The sequence below is a fragment of the Hydrogenophaga sp. genome (assembly GCF_035481345.1).
GTDB lineage: Bacteria > Pseudomonadota > Gammaproteobacteria > Burkholderiales > Burkholderiaceae_C > Hydrogenophaga.
In genome coordinates, this window is sequence record NZ_DATIGV010000213.1 from 13448 (window position 1) to 31805 (window position 18358).

General features: G+C 70.0%; 8 protein-coding genes. All 8 read right to left on the reverse strand.

Going from position 1 to position 18358, the window contains the following annotated elements:
- Nucleotides 1-6 precede the first annotated feature (6 nt).
- Complete coding sequence (locus tag VLG41_RS22030) at nucleotides 7-678, reverse strand: energy transducer TonB (protein ID WP_325351520.1); 672 nt, start codon at nucleotides 676-678, stop codon at nucleotides 7-9.
- A gap of 15 nt (nucleotides 679-693) precedes the next feature.
- Nucleotides 694-1104 carry a biopolymer transporter ExbD gene (locus VLG41_RS22035; protein ID WP_325351521.1) on the reverse strand — a complete coding sequence of 137 codons (411 nt, stop codon included), beginning with the start codon at nucleotides 1102-1104 and terminating at the stop codon, nucleotides 694-696.
- A gap of 14 nt (nucleotides 1105-1118) precedes the next feature.
- Complete coding sequence (locus tag VLG41_RS22040; RefSeq protein ID WP_325351522.1) at nucleotides 1119-2864, reverse strand: DUF2341 domain-containing protein; 1746 nt, start codon at nucleotides 2862-2864, stop codon at nucleotides 1119-1121.
- A gap of 128 nt (nucleotides 2865-2992) precedes the next feature.
- The gene (locus VLG41_RS22045) at nucleotides 2993-13270 is read right to left on the reverse strand and encodes a filamentous haemagglutinin family protein (protein ID WP_325351523.1); all 10278 of its coding nucleotides are present in this window, start codon (nucleotides 13268-13270) and stop codon (nucleotides 2993-2995) included.
- 59 nt (nucleotides 13271-13329) lie between these two features.
- On the reverse strand, nucleotides 13330-14850 hold the full coding sequence (locus tag VLG41_RS22050) for a ShlB/FhaC/HecB family hemolysin secretion/activation protein (RefSeq protein ID WP_325351524.1): 1521 nt from the start codon (nucleotides 14848-14850) through the stop codon (nucleotides 13330-13332).
- 183 nt (nucleotides 14851-15033) lie between these two features.
- Complete coding sequence (locus VLG41_RS22055; protein ID WP_325351525.1) at nucleotides 15034-16497, reverse strand: hypothetical protein; 1464 nt, start codon at nucleotides 16495-16497, stop codon at nucleotides 15034-15036.
- 43 nt (nucleotides 16498-16540) lie between these two features.
- Nucleotides 16541-17395 carry a PEP-CTERM sorting domain-containing protein gene (locus tag VLG41_RS22060; RefSeq protein WP_325351526.1) on the reverse strand — a complete coding sequence of 285 codons (855 nt, stop codon included), beginning with the start codon at nucleotides 17393-17395 and terminating at the stop codon, nucleotides 16541-16543.
- 186 nt (nucleotides 17396-17581) lie between these two features.
- Nucleotides 17582-18358 (reverse strand): XrtB/PEP-CTERM-associated transcriptional regulator EpsA (epsA, locus tag VLG41_RS22065; protein ID WP_325351527.1); only part of this gene is annotated, 777 nt, incomplete at its 5' end.

Sequence of the window (18358 nt, forward strand, 5' to 3'; positions counted from 1 at the left end):
TTGGGTTCAGGACCGCGCGGACACGCGCAGCCGGATGGGTTGCGGCATGTCGCCGGGCGGGCCTTCGCGCACCGGCGCCAGGTTGCGCAGCGCGGCACGAAGGGCCTCGTCGAGCTCGGGCGAAGAGGCCGCGCCCACCAGCTCGACGCGCGTAACCCGGCCGCTGGCGTCGACCCAGACGTTGACCACACGCAGGTAGTCCTGCGCCTTGCGCAGCTTCTCGTCGCGCGCGATCGCGTCCGTGATGCGCTCGCGCACCAGCGCGCCGTACCAGGCGAAGCGGTCGCCACCGCCGCCACCGCCCACGCCACCGATGCTCAGGCGACCATCGCCCTGCGGCAGACCGAAGGCATCACTGCTGCCGTTGCCGGGGAGCGATGACGTCGGCCCCGGCGGCGGCGCATCGGTGGGCGGCGCGGGCGCTGGCGAGGGATCGGGCTTGGGCACGTCGATCTTTTCCTGCTGCTGCGGGGGCGGCGGCGGTGGGGTCTTGGGGGGTGGTGGCGGTGGTGGCGGCTTCACCAGCTCGATCTGCTGCACCGCGCGCTTCTTCGTCCCCGCATCGGGCGACGAAAACAGCTGGTACAGCCACACCGCCAGCGAAATCAGCAACGCGGCCAGCAGCGCGACGAGCGCCACACGTGCGATCAGCGCGTAGCGCTTGGGTCCTTCCGACATCGGGCGCTCACTCGCTCAAGGGGTCGAGCGCTGCGTGACCAGACCGATCTGGTTCAGATCGATGCGCCCCAGCAGATCCAGCACCTGAACGACCTTCTCGTACTGCACGGCCGAGTCGCCCTTCACGATCACCGGGAACTCCGGCGTGTTCGCCTTGAACTGCAGCAGCCTCGCTTCCAGCTCGGCCAGCGTGGCCATGGGGTAGGCGTCGAGGTAGAGCGCACCGGTCTCGGTGATGGTGATGGCCCGCGTGGCCGGCTTGGCCAGGCTGGGCGTGTTGCTGGCGCGCGGCAGGTTCACCTTGATGCCCTGCACCGATGCGGTCGTCATGAGGATGAAGATCACCAGCAGCACGTACGACAGGTCCAGCATCGGAGTGATGTTGATGTCGTCGTAGACCGCGCCGTCTTCCTGAGCCTTGGCCATGTCGTGCTCCGGGCTCAGTCGCCGTAGGTTTCGGCCATGCGCGTGACGAACTCGTCCACGAACACCGTCATGTCGTTCGACAGCGTCTTGATCTTCGTCTGCAGGTAGTTGTAGCCAAACAGCGCCGGAATGGCGACGCCCAGGCCCGCCACCGTGGCCACCAGGGCGGCCGCGATGCCGGGCGCGATGGCGTTCACGTTCACGTCGCCCGCGGCGGCGATGGCCGCGAAGGTGATCATCACGCCCACCACCGTGCCCAGCAGGCCCAGGAAGGGCCCGCCCGAGATGGCGATGGTCAGCAGCACCATGCCGCTGTCCAAGCGCGCGCGCTCGCGCGTCATCTGCGCGTCCAGCGCGGCGCGCACGGCCAGCATGGCGCGCTCGCTCACCGATGGCGCGACCACGCCGTCGTGCTGCACCGTGGCCGCGTTCGCATCACCCAGGTGAAAGCGCGACTTGAGCTCGCGCGCGCCCACCTCGTAGATGCGCATGAGCGGCGAGTGGCGGTACTGCGGCGCCTGCGCGACGAGCCCGTCGAGGCGGCTGGCGTGCTCCCTGGCGCTGGCGTTGAGCGAGCGCAGCTGCGCGCTGAGCTGGTGGAAGGCCTCGTTGAAGCGCGGGTTGCTCTTCTCCACCCGCGACAGCAACATGGCCTTGGCCCACATCACGTAGACCGCCACGAACAGCATCAGCACGCAGATGATGGTGACGACCCAGCCGTCCACCGTCAGGTTGTTCATGGTGGCCATGAAGTAGCCGGTCTCGGCGCCGCCCTCGGTGCTCTCCTGCTCGCCCTGGCGCACCAGTTTCGTGGCCATGCCCTGGTTGTCGGCGAGCGCCGCTACCCAGGCGGCGGGGCGCGCCACGGTGGACACCTGCACCTCGTCGATCTCACCCACCAGACCAGCACCGAGGGTGAGCGCGGGCGCGGCGGCGAAAGGCGCGGCGGCGGTGGCCACGGGCTGGCCGTTCACATAAAGCGTGAGCGCGCTGGCGTCCCAGCTCAGCGCGACGTGGTGCCAGGCGTTGAGCGACAGCAGCGTGGGCGCGGCGGCGCGGGCGCCGTTGACCACTGCCACAGGCGTGCCCTGCTCCAGCACCAGCGTGAGACCGTCGAAGGCCAGCAGTTGGCCATCGAGGCGCTCGGGCTTGATCCAGGCGGCCAGCGTGAGACCGTTGGCTGCGCCCAGCGAGGGCGCGCCGGCCTGCAGGCCGCCGTCGCCCGCCAGGCGCGCCGAGCCACCAATGAGGCCGGCGGGCACGAAGCTCACGGTGCCGCCGCGCACGTGGTTGCCCGCACTGGCGCTGTCCTGCGGCAGCCCGGTGTCTTCGGCCATGGACCACACGGCCCACTGCGACTCGGCGTACACCGGCAGGGCCTGCGCGGGCGGCGCGGCGTCGTTGCCGTAGTAGAGCCACACGTGCTGTGCGGCATTGCCCGGCGCCAGGCGCGGCACGCGCACCCAGACGAAGGCCAGTTCGTTGACCGCGTCGAAGCGCTCGATGCGGTGCGCGAGCACGGTCTTGTCGTCCTCGGCGACGAAGCGCAGGTCGCTGCCGTCTTCCTTGGCGCTGAGGAAATCGAAGCCGGCGGTGGACAGGCGCACGAGCACGGGCAGGTCGGCCAGCTCGGCGTTGAGGCCGGCGGCCTGTGTGTCGAGCGTGATCTTCTTGCGCACGGTCCAGTCCTCGTTCCACCAGGCGTGGGCGGACAGGGGGAGCAGCAGCGCAAGCGCGAACAGGGCGAAGAGGCGTTTCATGGTCGTGCGAAACAGAACCGCCGTGCGGCGGACAAACGAAGAAGGTACGAAGGGACGGCGGCGGGCTTGTGTCAGAACGAAGGCATCACCCGATCGGACTATTCAGGCCCGACCGGGTGTGCCCACGCTCATTCGCCGTAGCCGAGCACCTCGACGCGGACGACGGAGGGGCGCAGCGAACTGGCGAGTTCCTGCGCGGCTTTGGCGGACTCGGCGGCGGCCTGGTTGAGGGACTCGACCACGCTGGAGGCGTCATTGCCGCCGCTGGTGGCGCCCGAGGACGCCGCGGTGACGGCGCTGGTGTCGGCCACCGGCGTGCCGGTGCTGGTGCCGCTCACTGAGATGTTGTCGGCGCCCAGCACCACCTGCGCGGCGATGTTGAGGTTGCCCGCGCGGATGCCGGCGTCGCCGGCATTCACCGTGCCCTTGGGGGCGATCAGGTCGACGTCACCGGCCAGGCCGGCGGCGTTCTTGAGCGCACCGATGCCCGAGCCCGACACCGCGCCTTGCAGCACCAGGGTCACGTTGCCCTGGCCGTCGGTGGACACCACCGGTGGCGGCACGGCGGAGGCCGTCTTCTTGCCACGGCCCGCGTCGATGTCGCCTTCGCTGGACCACAGCATCACGTCGCCTGCGCCCAGGGTGAGCATGCGGGACTGGTTCACCAGAATGTCGTCGCGCGTGAAGCCGCGCAGATCACCGGAGCCCGCCACCACCATGCCCAGCACGTCGCTGCCCACGTCCAGCAGGGCCTGCGGCGTATTGGCCAGGCCCACCACCAAGCCTCCGCCGGGCACCATCACGTCGATGTTGCCGCCACGCTCGGTCTTGACGCGGCTGGCGAACATGTCGATGCCGCCCTGGTAGAGCGTCTGCTCCGCGTCGCCGATGCCCGGGAACACCAGTTCGAGCGCCGCGTAGCCCCGGTCGTAGCTGCCCGCGTACGGGCTGTCGGGGTCGTTGCGGTCGCGCCCGGTCTGGCGCAAGGCGGCGAACAGCATCTCGCGCACCTGGCGGCGTTGCTGCGCCACGTCCGCCGCGGCCACGGTTCGCACGGCCTCCAGAGCGTCGGCGGCATCGAGCGAGGGCTTGCCTGTGAGCCAGCGCGCCTGCCACAAGGTGCTGTCGTCCACGCTGCCCGACTGCAACGCGGCCAGGAGGCGCTCGACGGCCCGCTCCAGGTTCAGGCCCTGGGCACCCACGCCGGCGCTCAGGCGCAGGTCGGCACCGGCTTCGGGCAGGTTGGCGTTGTCCAGGTTGCCCCGGCTGCTGATGCCGCGCGAGGTGCCCAGCGAGAGGTCGCGGCCGGCGGTGACCTCCAGCGCGCCCGGGCCGCCGATGGCGATGCGCGACAGGTCGCGACGCTGGTTGCCTGAGTAGGCCACGTCGCGCCCGGCCTCGACGCGCGAGGTCTGCGCGGCGTCGCTGTGCTGTATCAGCACCGTCAGGTCCTTCACGTCGCGGCCGGCCTTCACCAGCAGCGGCTTGGAACTGCTGACACCCCCGTACAGGTCCTGCTGCGCGGCGTTGTAGTAGCCGGCAACGTCGCCATCGCGCGCGATGATCAGCGCGGGCGTGGCGTTGGCGCCATGCACCGGCGTGGACGCGTGGTCGTGCACCGTGGGCCTGTCCGGGTTGAACACCACCGGGCGAAGATCGAGCGGACTCGTGGACGTCAAGAACGCGTTCGCGGGCCGCAGCACCGTGGGAATGGCACTGGCGGCCTGGTCGCTGAGCGAAACCATGCTGTTGATCGTCACCGAGTCGGCCGCCAGCAACTCGAGCTGTCCTTGCGAAGACGGAGCGAGCGTGACGTTGCGCGTGTTGGTGCCGAATGCCACGGATCCCTGCAGCGCGATGGCCGCCAGACGCGGCGGCAGCAGGTACACCAGGTCCTTGCGGGCGTCGTTGGTCCATTCGTTGCCCGTGAACAAGGCGGCGAATGCGTTCTGCAGCGTCTCCATCGCTTCCACGACGCGCACGTCGCCGCCAAGGGAACGGGCGGTCACGCCACTGTCGTTCCCATAAGTCGAGAACGCGCTGCGCATCGGCCGATTGACCGGGAACGGAATGGTGGTCAGGTTCAGCGCGCTCTGTGGCAGCAACTGCGGGTTCACGATGTTCTCGATCACCACGTCGCCGCCAGCCTCCAGCCGCGCCAGGGCATCGCCCAGCGCCACCACGGGCGCCAAGCCACGGTCACCGACGCCGATCGTTCCCCCCGCCCGCACGTCGAGCTGCCCTTTCCCCGCGAGCCAACTGCCACCGAGCACGTCCCCTGCGGCCGTGACCGTGATATCGCCCCCGCCGGTGACCGTGGCGGCCGCCGTGCCCGGATGGGCGCCAAGCACCCGGCCTTGGGTGGGCACCGACACCGACAGGTTCTTGATCGAGCCGCCCGCGTGCACCTGGACGTCTCCGCCGCCCAGGGCGCCCACGCCTTGCCGGAACTGGTCGAAGCGCACCCACCAGGCCGGCGCCTGGTTGTAGTTGCCGGTGCCCGCGTTGCCCGATCCCACGCGGAACAGCCAGTCGGAGAACAGCTGCGTCGAAGCTTGCGCGTCGATGTTGTTGCCCGCCCGCAGGCTCACGTCGCCACCATCCTGCGCGAAGGTCGGCTGCAGCGTTGAGGGCGGCGCCACGAAACCGGGCAAGGCGTCGGCCACCCGGCCGGCCGTGTAGATCACGCTGGTGTTGCTGGCCAGCTTGATGTCCCTGGCGGCGCGCACGTCGATATGGCCCGTGCCTGTGCGCACCACCTTGCCGGCCGCCACCGTGACGTCCGCCTCGGCCCCCTGGCGGACCTGCAGCGGATCGGCCGCACCCGCGTCCGCGCCTGCGACGATGCGGTAGGACCACGACGGGCTCGACTGCAGTTGTGCGCCGATGGTGGGCGCGGCCTGACTGAAGCCATCCGAGAGATGGTTGTTGACATTGACGCTGCCGTTCGCGCGCAGCGTCAATACCCCCGCCTCGCCGCCGGCCTTGCTGGGGTTGAGGTTGATGTCGCTGCCGACCGTGAGGTCGCCGGTTGAGCGCACCTCCACGCCGCTGAGCACGTGCACGCGCGCATCGCCCGTCAGGTTCAGATCCGATTGGATGGTGCCGTGCGAGGCGGCGAACGCGGTGTTGTCGGCGTTGATGTCGCTCAACGAGACGGTGCTGCCGTTGCCCGTGCCCGTGGCCTGCAGCGTGTGGCCTTGGTAGACCTTCACGGCCTCGATGTTGATGGCGCTGGCGTTGGCCACCGTGCCCGCCAGCTCGCTCACCGCCACACCGCTGCCGGCGCCGCCCCCGGTGCGCCGCGCGCGCAACTGCAGCGTGCCACCGGCGCCCCCCTGGCCACCCGCCACGTCGATGCGGCTGCCCGAGGCCACCGCGATCTGCCCGTCGCGCGAGCCGATCAGCACCCGGCCACCCTCCTCGCCAGCCGCGCTCGCGCGGGCCTCGATCACCGCCGTGCCGCCGACGTTGAGGTTCTGGCCCGCGTGCACGTCGATGGTGCCGGCCTTCTCGCCCGAGGCGTCGAGGTGGCCGTTCACCTCAACCTTGCCGGCGTCGGCGACCAGCGCGATGGCGCCAGCGCGCACGGTGTCGCCCTGCGCCACCGTGAGGTCGCCCGTTCGCGCACGCACGGCGCGCGCGCCGTGCGCGCCCGCCGCTTCGAGCACGGCGTTGAGCGCGGAGAAGTTGTCGACCGCGCCGGCATCGATCTGAACGCTCGCCCCCTGGGGCGCGACATCGCCGGCCGCGCGGGTGCCGGCCACCACACTGCCGCTGGCCAGCGACACCGTGCCCGCGGCGGCAGTGAGTTGCAGGCTGCCGCCGTTGCCGCCCGCCGGGGCCGAGAGATCGATGCGCGCGCCGGCCTGCACGTCCACATGGCCGGCCTGCGCATTGAGCACCACCTCGCCCGCGTGGGTCACCTGCGTCGCGTCGAGCAAGGCCACGCTGCGCCCCGCCACGTCCACGCGCGCATTGGCGCCCAGGGTCACGTCGCCCGAGCGGGCCGACGCCGAGAAGCGGCCCGAGGGCAGTGTCGCGGTGGTGTCGAAGTGCACCGACGTGGCCTCCAGTGCCACGCGGCCACCCAGGGCCGTGGCATTGGCCAGCGCCTTGGACGGCTCGATGTGCGTGAGCTGCATGGCGCCCTGGCTTTGCAGCGTCAGTTGGCTGCCCGCCGCGCCGCCGACGCGCGCCGTGGCCACGTTCAGCGGCGCGTTCGCACTGAACCTGCCCGTGCCGGCCAGCGCCACGACCTCGTCGGCTCGCACGTCCACGCCGGTGAACCCGTCCACCACCATGTCGCCATTGCCCAGATTCAGTCGGGTGGCCTCGATGCGAAGCCTCCCCTCGCCCGAGGCGGCGCTGGCCGTTGCTTTCGAGGGGTTGCTCAGCGTGAGCGTGTCCGCGCGCAGGGTGGCCTGATCGCCCGCCGCACCGGCCCCGTTGAGCCCGCCGCCCTGCAGCGTGAGCGAGCCCAGCATGGCTTGGCCCGCGGCATCCTTCTGGCCCACATGGACGTTGCCATGGAAATCGAAGCTGCTGTAGCTCGACAGGGTGAGCGAGGCCAGCCCCGAGAAGGCGTCCAGATCGTCCTGGCCATAGGTGATGCCGGTCGCACCGTCCGGCGCGGCGCCGAAGTGGAAGCGGGAAGCCCCCACCGTGAGGTTTCCGGCCACGGCGGCGCCATCGCGCTCGAAGGCGACGTCGCCCTCGAAGGCGTTGTCCCGGGTCGCGTCCAGCACCACCGACGACGACGCCGTGACGACCGCGCCCGCCTTCGCTTGCACGCCCGGCGCCGCTGCCACGACCGGCGCCCCTTGCAGCGTGCCGGTGCTGCCATCCGGTGCCCCGGTGCGCTCGAAACGCGCGGTGGTTGATGCCGCGCGCAGGAAGGCGCCGTTGCCATCCACCCGCACCGTGCCGCGGTCGCCGGAAGCCCCTTGTGCCTCGATGCGGCTGCCATCCTCCAGGCTCAGGGTGTCGCGCGCGCTCAGCATGACCTCGCCCGCCTTCAGCGCGTGCGCCCCGCTGTGGGCCACGGTCACGCGCTCTGCGCGGGTCTGCACCGCATCGCCATCGGCGCCCTCGGTGCGTGTGCCGCCGATCAGCAGGCTCTGGAAACCCAGTTCGTTCAGGCGTTCGGCCGCCACGGCGGTCGCGCCCGTGGACGAGGTCTCGTGCCTGGCCCCCACGATCACCAGCTCGGGGGCCGCGATGTCAAGCGCCGCGCCGCGGCCACCACTGGCCGCGCGGTTGAGGACTTGCGCGTTCAACTGGATCGATTGGGCCCCGGCCTGGCTGGCGGCCACCGACAGCAGGCCCGCGTCCTGCGGGCGCGCCCCCGCGTCGAAGAATGCGGCGGCACGCGCCAGCGTGAACTCGGTGCGCTCGCGCACCTGTTCACCGCTCAGCACCTGGATGCCTTGCCACTCGGACGAGCGCGTGGCCTGGCCGCGCGTGTCGGTGAGGTAGCCCGCGGCGACGCGTATGCCGTCCTGCCGCGTATGGCCCTGCCCCGGCACGACGGCGCCGGCCTGGGCGCCGAGCTTGACCGCATAAGCGCCCGGCAGCAGCGCATAGTGCGCCGGCAACAGCGTGTAGACCCCATCGGGCAGACCGGGCACGCCCGAGAGGTAGACCGCTTCGCCCGCGGCGCGGTCGAAGGACTGTCCCTCCTGTGCGTCGAGGGGGGCCGTACCGCCCTGGTACCCGGGCAGGATGGCGTAGGTGTCCGGCGCGGCCAGGATGTCGCTGGAGCCACCCGGGCCCACCGTGACCTCGTAGGCCTGCAGGTCGCCACCGCCCGAGAGATCGACGCGGGCGCCCTGGCGCTGGTCCACCGTGGCGCCGCTGGTGCGGATCGCCTTGCCTTCGAGTTCGTCGATGGCCAGTTGGCCGCCCGGCACGTTGCCGCTGTCCACGTCATAGACCCAGTCGCGGCCGTTGAGCAACTTGCCGAAGGGGATCACCGAGCCGGGCGCCGCCGCCACCGAGGTCAGGCTGCCGTTCTCGAGCGTCAGCGCGCCGGTGGCCTGCAAGTCGATCTGTCCCAGGGGAGCCCACACGGTGCCGGCCTGCTCGATGTCCCGCGCCTTGACGGTGAGCCTGCCCTGCGCCGACAGGGGCTGGCTCGCCGGCTGCTCGCCGGCCTCGAAACGCACCGTCCGGCCCGGCGCATTGATGGTGAAGTCGCTGTAGGTCGAGGGCGAGACGACCGACGCCTGAAGGCTCAGGTCACCGGTGCTCGACAACTCGCCCACGGGACGCGCCGTGCCGTTGCTCAAGCCCGCAAGGACGATCGATTCGCGCGCGTTCAGTTGCGCTGAGGCCATGCCTTCCAGCTGCAGCTTGCCGGCGACTTCGATCTGGCCCGCGTCCACGCGCAGGCTGCCCGCCGTGCTGGCGGTGCCAGCCGCGGCCACACGCGCGGCGTCGTGATTGCCCAGGCGCACCGTTTCCGCGGCCAGGCGGGCGTCGCCGTCCCCGGTGCGGATGCGCGCGGCGTCGAGCGTCACCTCGCGAAGGGGCCGCTCGCGTCCCGCGCCCAGTTGCAGGCCATCGCCCAGGGTGATGCCGTCGCGGCTGCTCAGCCGGATCCGGTCGAAGCCCGCGTCCTCCAGCGCCTGGGCACTGAGCGTCGCGCGCGTGCTGTCGCCGTTGGGCACAGCCGACCCGGGCGTGAGCCCGCCGGCCTGTGGCCCCACCTGTTGGTCCAGCCGCAGAGTGATGGGTGGCTGCGGTGGGCTGCCCGTGGGTTGCTGCACGTACTCGCTGAGCGTGAATTCGAAGGTCCCGGCGCGGTCGCTGTCGCTGCCTCCCTTGGCCAGCAGGCGGCCATCGAGAATCGCGCCCTCTTCGGCGTGGATGCGCACGGTGCCCGCGTCGGTGCCCAGCGTGCGGCCGAGGCCGCCCGACGCAGTGGGCAGGTCCAGGGTCCGCGGCGCGGCACCGGACACGTTCAGCGTCGAACCTTGCTGGGTGATCACGTAGCCGGTCTGCGCGTTCAGTTCGATCGTCCCGCCATCGAAGCGGCGCGCCAGGCGCGAACCACTGGCGTCGGTGTACGGAACGAAGGTGCCGGAGACATCGAGTTCGGCCTGCGATCCGATGAAGATCGGGTTGACGTTGGTCGGCGTGTTGACTTGCCCTGAGCTGCGGTCCAACGTGGCCACGATGCGTCCGCCCTGCGCGCGCACCGTGCCATCGATGAGGATGGCGTCGCGGGCCTCCATCGTGACGGTGGCACCCGGATCGGCCTCGATGCGGCTTCCCGCCCCCAGCACCACGGTGCCCACGCCAAGTTCGCCCTGTCCCGCCGAGAGCGTGAGGTCCACCGCCTGGCGCTGTTCGTTGGCCAAGGTCTGCACGATGGACATGTCGGCGAGCGACGAACCGCTCGGGCGCGTCGTGGCGGAAGGGTCCAGCACGCGGTTCTGCAGGCGCGGCGCCACGGTGGTGCCGGCCGCCACTTCAACCCGTCCGAGCGCGGCCAGCTCGATCGACTGGAAGCCGCCGCGCGACAGCAGCGCGGGATCGACATGCAAGGTACCGGCCGTGGCGGGCGCTTCACCACCCACCTGGATGTGGTGGCTGCCCAGCGTCAGCGAGCCTCCCTGCTCCGCGCCATAGGCCTGGGCCGTGTCGCCCGCAAGTCCCTGCACGGTGTGGCCGGCGATCTCGATCGCACCGCCATCGCCCTGCGCCAGCGAACCATCGGCCCGCACCGCCGCGCCGGCGCTGGCGTCCAGCCGCGCACCCTGGCCCAACAGAACCTCGCCCCGGGAAGCCAGCTCCGTGCCATTCGCCTGGCTTTCCGCGCGCAGGCGGATGCTGCCGCCGTCGATGCGCGCCTGCGCCTGGCGGTCCCCCGCCACGCCGCGCCGGGCGTTGGCAAACACGCCCGAGGTGTCGATGCGGACCCCATCGCGCACACGCAGTTGCGGATCGGGTATCGGATCGCCAACGCTCGCGGGCACCGTGCCCGCGGTGTTGCGCGCCAGCAAGTCCACCGCACCACCGCGCGCGGTGATGTCCGCGCGCACGTCGATCGACGAACCCGTGAGCTGCACTGAACCACCGGTTGTTGCACGCAGGGCATCGCGCACTTCGATCGCCTGGTTGCTGAACACGCGCAGGTTCGCCACTTTGCCGTCGCCCAGCAAGTCGCTGTCCAGGTGCAAGGTCTCGGCCTGCTCCTCGGGCAGTTCGTCACCGAAGCCGAAGTCGCCGGACAAGCCGCCCGGCCCCTGGCCGATCACCACCGACTGGTTGAGCTTGAAATCGCGCGTGCGCAGCGCGAGTTCGGCCACGTTGCGATTGGCCAGGGTGTCGTCGTACCCCAAGGTCAGCGTGGCTCCCGCCGGGCGCGCGCCCGCGGCGGCCTGCAGCGTGCCCGTGGTGGTGCGGCCGATCACCTGCCCCTGCATCACCGTGGCCTTCATGCCGAAGACCGATACGCCGCCAGCGGCCTTGCCTTCCACGTAACCCGGGTCGTAGCGGTAGCTGGTGGGCAACTCGATGTTGTCCTGCTTGTTCCAGCGCTCATGGTTCACCACGTAGCGGTTGGCGATGCCGCCATAGGCCACGTCGGCCCGCGCGTCGGCCAGGTCGGTGAGCTTGCCCCGGCTGTGCAGCAAGGTGGTCCTGACGATGCCCGGCGTGTGCGTGACCTTGCCGCCGGAGACGTCGAGCACCGCGCCGCTCTCGACGATGGCCTGGCCCTGGCTGTGGATCTGGATGCTGCCGCCCGTGGTGGAGCGCTCGGCGACCGTGCGTTCCAGCCGCGCCGCATAGGCCTGCAGGCTGTCCTGGGCAATCAGCGTGGGCAGGCCCGCCGCGGCGTTGGCCAGCGCGCGCGTCACGTCCAGGTAGGCCTTCTGGCCGCGCAGAGGACCGTTGCGGTTGATCGGCGAGTCCTTGAGTTCGTCGCCGCGCAGTTCCACCTCCACCGAATTTCGCCCGACGTCGACCTCGACATCGTCCAGGCCCGACACGTCGATGCGCGCCCCGTCGGCGATGTGGACCCGGGCCGTGCTGGACGCCGGTGCGCCGCCGTTGTAGATCGACGAACCGGAATTCAGCGAACCCGGCGCGTCCAGCGCGGTCATCGACACCTCGCCCGAGCGCGCCACGATGGCGGCGCCGCCGGCCATGCGGATGTCCTGACCGATCACATCGATGACCGAGCGGCGGTCCAGCCCGCTGCCGCCCTTGCCGGGGTTGTCGGTGGAGGTGACCTTGCTGTCCTTTTCGGGTTCCACCGTGGTCAGGCTCCCGGCACCCAGCGTGACGCGACCGCCCCGCTGCGCACCGGCCGCCAGCCGCGTGCCGTTGGCGTCGATCGCGCGGTCGGCGGCGGTGAGGTAGATGGAGCCATTGGCCACCACCGAGGTGGTGGCGTGCGCGATGCCCGATTGGTTGACCGACAGGCCGATCATGGTGACGTTGCCACGCGGCGTGCTCAGCGTGCCGAAGTTGCTCACCGCGCCCAGCTTGTCGTCGGCGGCGTTGATGAGCGCCACGGCCTGCCCGTCCAACACGCCATCCTTCACGCTGGTGTTGGCCACGTCCAGGCCGTTGGCCGCGGCGGGCGTGTCGATCTCCACCAGCAGGCCACGCACGTCGCTGCTGGCGTCGGCGCTGGTCAGGTAGACCTTGCTGGCCGCGGCCGCGACGATCTGTCCGTCCGGCGCGGTGACCGTCCCGCGGTTCACCACGGTGGGCGCCAGCAGCATCACGCGCCCGAAGTTGCCCGCGCTGATCTGCGCCCCCGGGAAGACCTTGATGAAGCCGGTATCGCCCTGGAACTGCGCGACGTTGTCGCCCGGCACGAAGGACTCGGTGATGAAGCGGTCCGCGATATTGAGCGAACTGGCCGTGAAGCTGTTCAGGTTCACCTGCGAACCGCCCAGGAAGGCGATGCCGTTGGTGTTGACCATGATGATGTTGGCCTTCTGGCCATCCGCCTGCGAAATGGCGCCCGCGATCACGCTGGGGTTGATGTCCCAGATGCGGTTGAGCGTGGTGAAGTTGGCGCCCTGCACGAGCTGGTTGTTGTTGAGGTCGTGCACCTGGCGGAACTGCACGCTGTGGCCCGCGCCCACGTTGAAGCTCTGCCAGTTCAGGATGGCCTTGTTGCCCACCTGGTTCACGAAGGCCTGGTGGCCCATGGCCTGGTAGGTGGCCTGGCCCGCCGTCACGAAGTTGGGTATGCCCCCGCCCGCGCTGGGCACGGGCAGCTTCTGCGCCCAGGCCGGCGCGGCCAACAGCAGCGCGCCGGCCAGCGCCACCGCGCCACGCGCGCCGCTGGCGGCCTTGCCTTGCGCCCGCGCGCACTCGGCCACGGCCACCAGCGTGCCCAGGTGCCGGCTGAAGACGAGTCGGTAACGTTGGCTGTTCATCGCGGTGCTCTCCCTAAATGGGGTCAGATTCCAATGTCAGTGGCTCGCTCAACCAGGGCTCACCACTCGTAGGCCAGGCTGAAGTGCAATCGGTGGTCGCCGCGCGCGGTGTTGCCGACGGCCTTGAGCGGGTAGGCCCACCACAGGCCGGCCTGCAGGCCGTGGGCGCCGCGCGCACGCAGGCCCAGGCCCACGCTCGAGAGGCGGAAGCGGTCGGTCTCGGTGATGGGGTCGATGACGCGCACCTGGCCGGCGTCGATGAAGGCGAGCGCGCGCAGTTCGTTGAAGTGATCGGCCAACGAGCCCAGGCGTTGGTGGAAACTGGGCGTGCTGGCCTCCAGGCTGAGCGCATAGCCCTCTTCGCCCAGCGCCGCCGATTCGAAGTAGCCGCGCACCGTGTCCGCGCCGCCGATGGCGAACTGCTCGTTGGAGATCAGTGGCTGGCCCGAGAGCTGCCAGGCGCCACGCCAGTTCAGGCCCCAGCCGTTCTCGAAGCTGCGCTCCTGCGACACGTTGCCACGCAGGTAGACGTAGGACGGCTTGCCGCGGTAGCGCTTATCGGCGAACTCCTGCTCGCTCGCACCCAGGCCACTCATGTGGAAGTTGAAGGACACGCCCGCGCGCGTGGTGCGCTGCTGCGCGAGCCAGGTCCCGTCCCAGCCGATGGTGAACGGCGTGTAGGCGATCGGCGTGTTGAAGCCGCCGCTGCCGATGAGCTTGACGGACTGGTCGAAGTCCTTGTGGTCGATGCCGAAGCTGGCGCTGTGAAAGAAGCTGTCGCTGCCCGGCAGCGGGCGGATGTAGCGCGCGCCCAGGATGGTGCCGCGGCCCAGCACGTTGAGCGTGCCCACCGCCGAGACGTCCGAATCGGAACGGATGCCGTACACGGCCAGGAAGCCTCCACCGCTGAGTGGCCAGGTGTAGTTGAGCGAGAACACCTGGCTTTCGTCGGGCTCCTCGGGCGCGGTCTGCACGGTCAGGCCGATGCTGTGCTGGCGGCCCCAGAGGTTGTCCCAGCGCAGGCTGGCGCTGGCGCGTGTCCGTGACGTGTCAGGGCTGTAACGGTCGTTGAGTTCCACGCTGCCGTGGAAGGGGAAGCGGTCCTGCACCTTCAGGTCCACCTCCACCGTACCCGGCGTCTTGCCGGGGCGCAGCACGGGCGTGATGCGCCGGTCGGGACTGCGGTTGAGCGCGGTGAGCTCGCTCTGCATGTCCTGGAAGTTGGGCACCTCGCCCTCGGCCAGCGAGGGCGCGGCGGCCTTGATGTCCTCGGGGCTGTAGAAGCGCGATTCGGTGACGCGCAAGCGATCCACCGGCGCCTCGGTCACCTGCAGGCGAACCGCGCCCTCGTCCACGCGCTGCTGGGGGATGCTCACCAGCACGGTGAGGTAGCCGGCACCGTGGTAGGCCTTCTCCAGCGCTTCGCGCGCCTTCTCCACGTCGGCCAGGGTCTTGTGCTCGCCCATATGCGCGTAGACCGCGCGCTCGATGGTCTGCGCGGGCAGCAGCGTGGCGCCTTCGACGCGGAACTCGAAAACGTTGAAACGCGCGTCCTGGGCGGCAGCGGGCCAGGACAGCATCAACAGCAAGCACGCGAGACGCGGCCGCGCGAGGCGGGCCATTCGGGCAAAGGCAGGCATGAACAAACAGCCCCACACAAGGCAAAGACCATCTGCCGCTGCCGGCAGATGGCTGGAAGGAAATCACCGGTGGGAACCGGGTCCCGGTCGAGCGGGACCCGATCCTTCAGACGGTGGCGACGATCACTCGGTCAGGTTCTGCGGGGCGCAGAAGTTGCCGCCACGGATGCCCTTGGCCACTTGCGTGGGGAACAGGTTGTGGGTGTTGCTGCCGGCGGGGGCGATGTAGATGCCACGGGTGTTGAGCACCGCGGGCGTCGAGAACGCGGTCTTCAGGGCGGTGAAGAAACCGGCGAACGAGCTGGCCGTGGGATAGATCATTTCGAACTCGGGCGCGGCGTCGTAGCGGCCCAGCACCACGTTGCGGCGCTGGTCGTTGTCCACCACCCAGCCACCAGCGGTCTGGTAGGCATTGGGGGAAACGCCGTCGAGCTTGATGTACTTCCAGCCGGCGGCGGGCGCGTTCTCCAGCGAGATCCAGCCGATGGCGAACTTGCCCAGCGAGTCGTTCACGTTGTTGGGGTTGTTGCCGTTGTTGCGGCGGATCACGCAGTTGCGCGCGTCACCGGTACCCGAGCCCTCGAACAGGCCGAAGGCGCCGCCGAAGTCGTCGTAGTTGCCGGTCACGTTGTCGCCAGCGCCGCTGGAGAATGCGACGGCGGAGCCGCTGGTGGCGAAGTCCACGAACTTGGGCTGCACGGCACCGAAGGTCGGGTCCGCGTTGCCGCAGGGGTTGTTCAGGAAGTAGGCGTTGGAGCTGGCCTGGGTGCCCGAGGTCTCGACGCGGCGGCACAGGTTGATGACGTCTGGCGCGTCGGTGGAGGGGTTTTTGCCGGTCAGGGACGCGTTCGCCACGTAGGAGAAGGAGTCACCGCGCACGATGGCCGCGTACTCGCTCTTGGCGATGCTGGGCTGGCAGGCGCCGGGCGTGTAGTCGCCCACGACGCAGGTGCCGGCCAGGCGGCCATCGGCCTTCTGAACCGTCTGCATGGCCTTGTACAGCTCTTCGCTGACCATCACGCCGAAGCCCTGGCCGGCGAAGCCGCTTTCCAGCGTGATGCCGGTGGGCACCGGCACAGGCTGGGACAGCGTGCCGGTGTTGTTCAGGCCGCGCCAGATGGCGGTTTCCACGTCGGACAGGCCGCCGTTGGGCACGCGGGCCGTGGTGGTGTCGCGTGCGCAGTTGAGGGCCACGTTGTCGCAGTTGTTCACGTCGGCCCAGGTCGTCAGCGTGGTGCCGCTGATGACGGGACCCACGCCGTCGAAGGAGCCGTTGGTGTCGCGCTTGACGATGGCGAAGGGGCCGTTGAACACGCCAGCGGCCGGGCCGGCCGACTGGGTGGTGCAGACGATCACGCGGCCGTCGCTGGTGGAACCACCGACGTTGAGCGTGCGCACGTTGGCGGAACTGCCCTGGCAGAGGGCGCCGACAGCGGCGGCCAGCGAGCCGGACAAGGCCGAGGCACCGGACACGTACACGGTGCGGGCGGCGGTCACGCCGTAGAGGGTGTTGAGCGAGCCAGTGGCGGCGAAGGCGGGGGCCGCTGCCGCGATGGCGGCGACGGCAGCGATGTGCTTGAGTTGCATGGATGGACTCCAGGAAATGGGGATCAGACGATCGCGCGCGGCATCAGGCCTGCGAGCGGCGGCGGCGGGCGATCGCGCCCATCAGGCCCAGGCCTGCCAGCAACATCGCGAAGGCCTCGGGCTCGGGCACCGGGGCGGTCGCGTAGATCAGCTGGTTGGTCAGCGCGTCGAAGGTCCACAGGCCGCTGAGGGCGGTCACGACGGCGGCGCCAGCGGCGGCCGAGCTGCTGTTGGCCAGCAGGAACATGTTCAGCGGGTTGGAGACGGAACCCGTGGTCTGGAACGGCAGGTTCTTCAGGTTCTCGCCATCGCGCGTCAGGAAGGCGTACTGGGCGGCAATGTCGCCGTCGTTGTACTTGTTGGCGCCAGCGGTGGCCGCGCCATGGGTGGAACCCGTGGCGTCGCCGTTCATGAAGCCGAAGGACGTGCCCAGCACGTTCAGCGCGTTGAACAAGGCCGCGTTCTGCGAGGTCACCGAGGGAGCAGCACTGGTGGTCAGCAGATTGTTGGTGCCTGCGGCGGGGTTGAAGGTGGGGTTGCGGTCACCGGCCTTCACGTCGAACTTGAGGCTGTCCAGCGAGCCTTCGGCCAGGAACTCGTTGAAGAGGTTGCCGTAGTTGATGGCCTGGCTCACCAGACCGGTGGCGGCAGCGCTGAGGTCCTGGAAGGTGCCGGCGTCGAGGTCCCACACCAGCTTGATGCCGGTGGCCGAGCCGCCGACGGCGTTGGTGAAGTCGAGCATCGAGATGCCCAGGTCGAACGAGATCGTGGAGTTGCTGGCGGTGCTGAAGAAGTTGGCGACCATGTCGCTGTTGCCGGTGGAGGGGAGGGTCACAGCAGCGCCAGCGGAGCCAGCGGCAGCCAGGGCGGCCGCGGCCGCGATCAGTTTCAGTTTCATGTCGGGTCCTGTCCTGAGGGTGAGGAAGTGGAGGGAACTTCTTGCCGGTGCCAACTCCAAAGCCGCTGTGTGTGATGGCTTCTTCGTTGAACGAGGAGGACTTTAGGAACCGAAGGTTGCGACGCGCCGCGCTGGTTCCGCGGCGCCAATAGTTCTTTCAGATGGTGCTTGATGACACGTGATCGATCAGCGTGCGACTTCCTGCAGGTCGGTGTGCGTCACCAGCCGCAGCGTGGCGCTCTTGCCCACCGCCTGCGCGCGGTTGTTGACGTTGAGCTTGCGCATGATCTTCTGCACGTGGTTCTTCACCGTGGGCGGGCTGATGCCCAGGATCTGGCTGATCTCGAAGTTGGTCTTGCCGTTGCGCACCCAGTGCAGCACCTGGATCTCGCGCTTGGACAGGATGGTGACCGGCGCCATGTCGGTGGAGCTTTCGTCGGCCTCGCGCTGGCGCATGCGGTGCAGCGCCAGGTGCATGTGCGGCATCAGCAGCTCCAGCAGGTAGGCGGTGCGCTGGTCGGGCAGGCGCTCCAGGCCGGCGAAGACGAAGAAGCTGCCGTAGTCGCCCTGCACCTCGCGCACGCCGTGCGCGGCCACGTGGTCGAAGCCGCAGCGCTTGAGGTCGCCGATGAGCTGGCGCCGGCCGGTCTGCTCACCGCCTTCGCTGCTGAGCAGGCGCGGCGCGCGCCCGCCGCGCAGCCAGTCGTCCACCATGCGCGGCAGCACGCCGTCGGTGGGGTTGGTCATCTGGCTTTCCACGCGGGGGTTGATGACGCCGCGCGCGAACATCTGCACCTTCAGGCGCATGGCCTCCACGTCGCCCCAGGCGCACCACAGCGCCTCGTGCGGCACGAAGCCCTGCAAGGCGCCCTGCGCCCACAGGTAGAACTGCGTGCGGGTCTGCACCTCCAGCGATTTCTCGATGGTGATGAGCAGGTGCTCGAGGTCGCTCGCCTTGAGGCG

Excerpts from the sequence above, each read along its gene's own strand:
- VLG41_RS22040 (WP_325351522.1), bottom strand. The coding sequence starts at position 2,864 with ATGAAACGCCTCTTCGCCCTGTTCGCGCTTGCGCTGCTGCTCCCCCTG.
- VLG41_RS22045 (WP_325351523.1), bottom strand. The coding sequence starts at position 13,270 with ATGAACAGCCAACGTTACCGACTCGTCTTCAGCCGGCACCTGGGCACG.
- VLG41_RS22030 (WP_325351520.1), bottom strand. The coding sequence starts at position 678 with ATGTCGGAAGGACCCAAGCGCTACGCGCTGATCGCACGTGTGGCGCTC.
- VLG41_RS22060 (WP_325351526.1), bottom strand. The coding sequence starts at position 17,395 with ATGAAACTGAAACTGATCGCGGCCGCGGCCGCCCTGGCTGCCGCTGGC.
- VLG41_RS22050 (WP_325351524.1), bottom strand. The coding sequence starts at position 14,850 with ATGCTGTCCTGGCCCGCTGCCGCCCAGGACGCGCGTTTCAACGTTTTC.
- VLG41_RS22055 (WP_325351525.1), bottom strand. The coding sequence starts at position 16,497 with ATGCAACTCAAGCACATCGCTGCCGTCGCCGCCATCGCGGCAGCGGCC.
- VLG41_RS22035 (WP_325351521.1), bottom strand. The coding sequence starts at position 1,104 with ATGGCCAAGGCTCAGGAAGACGGCGCGGTCTACGACGACATCAACATC.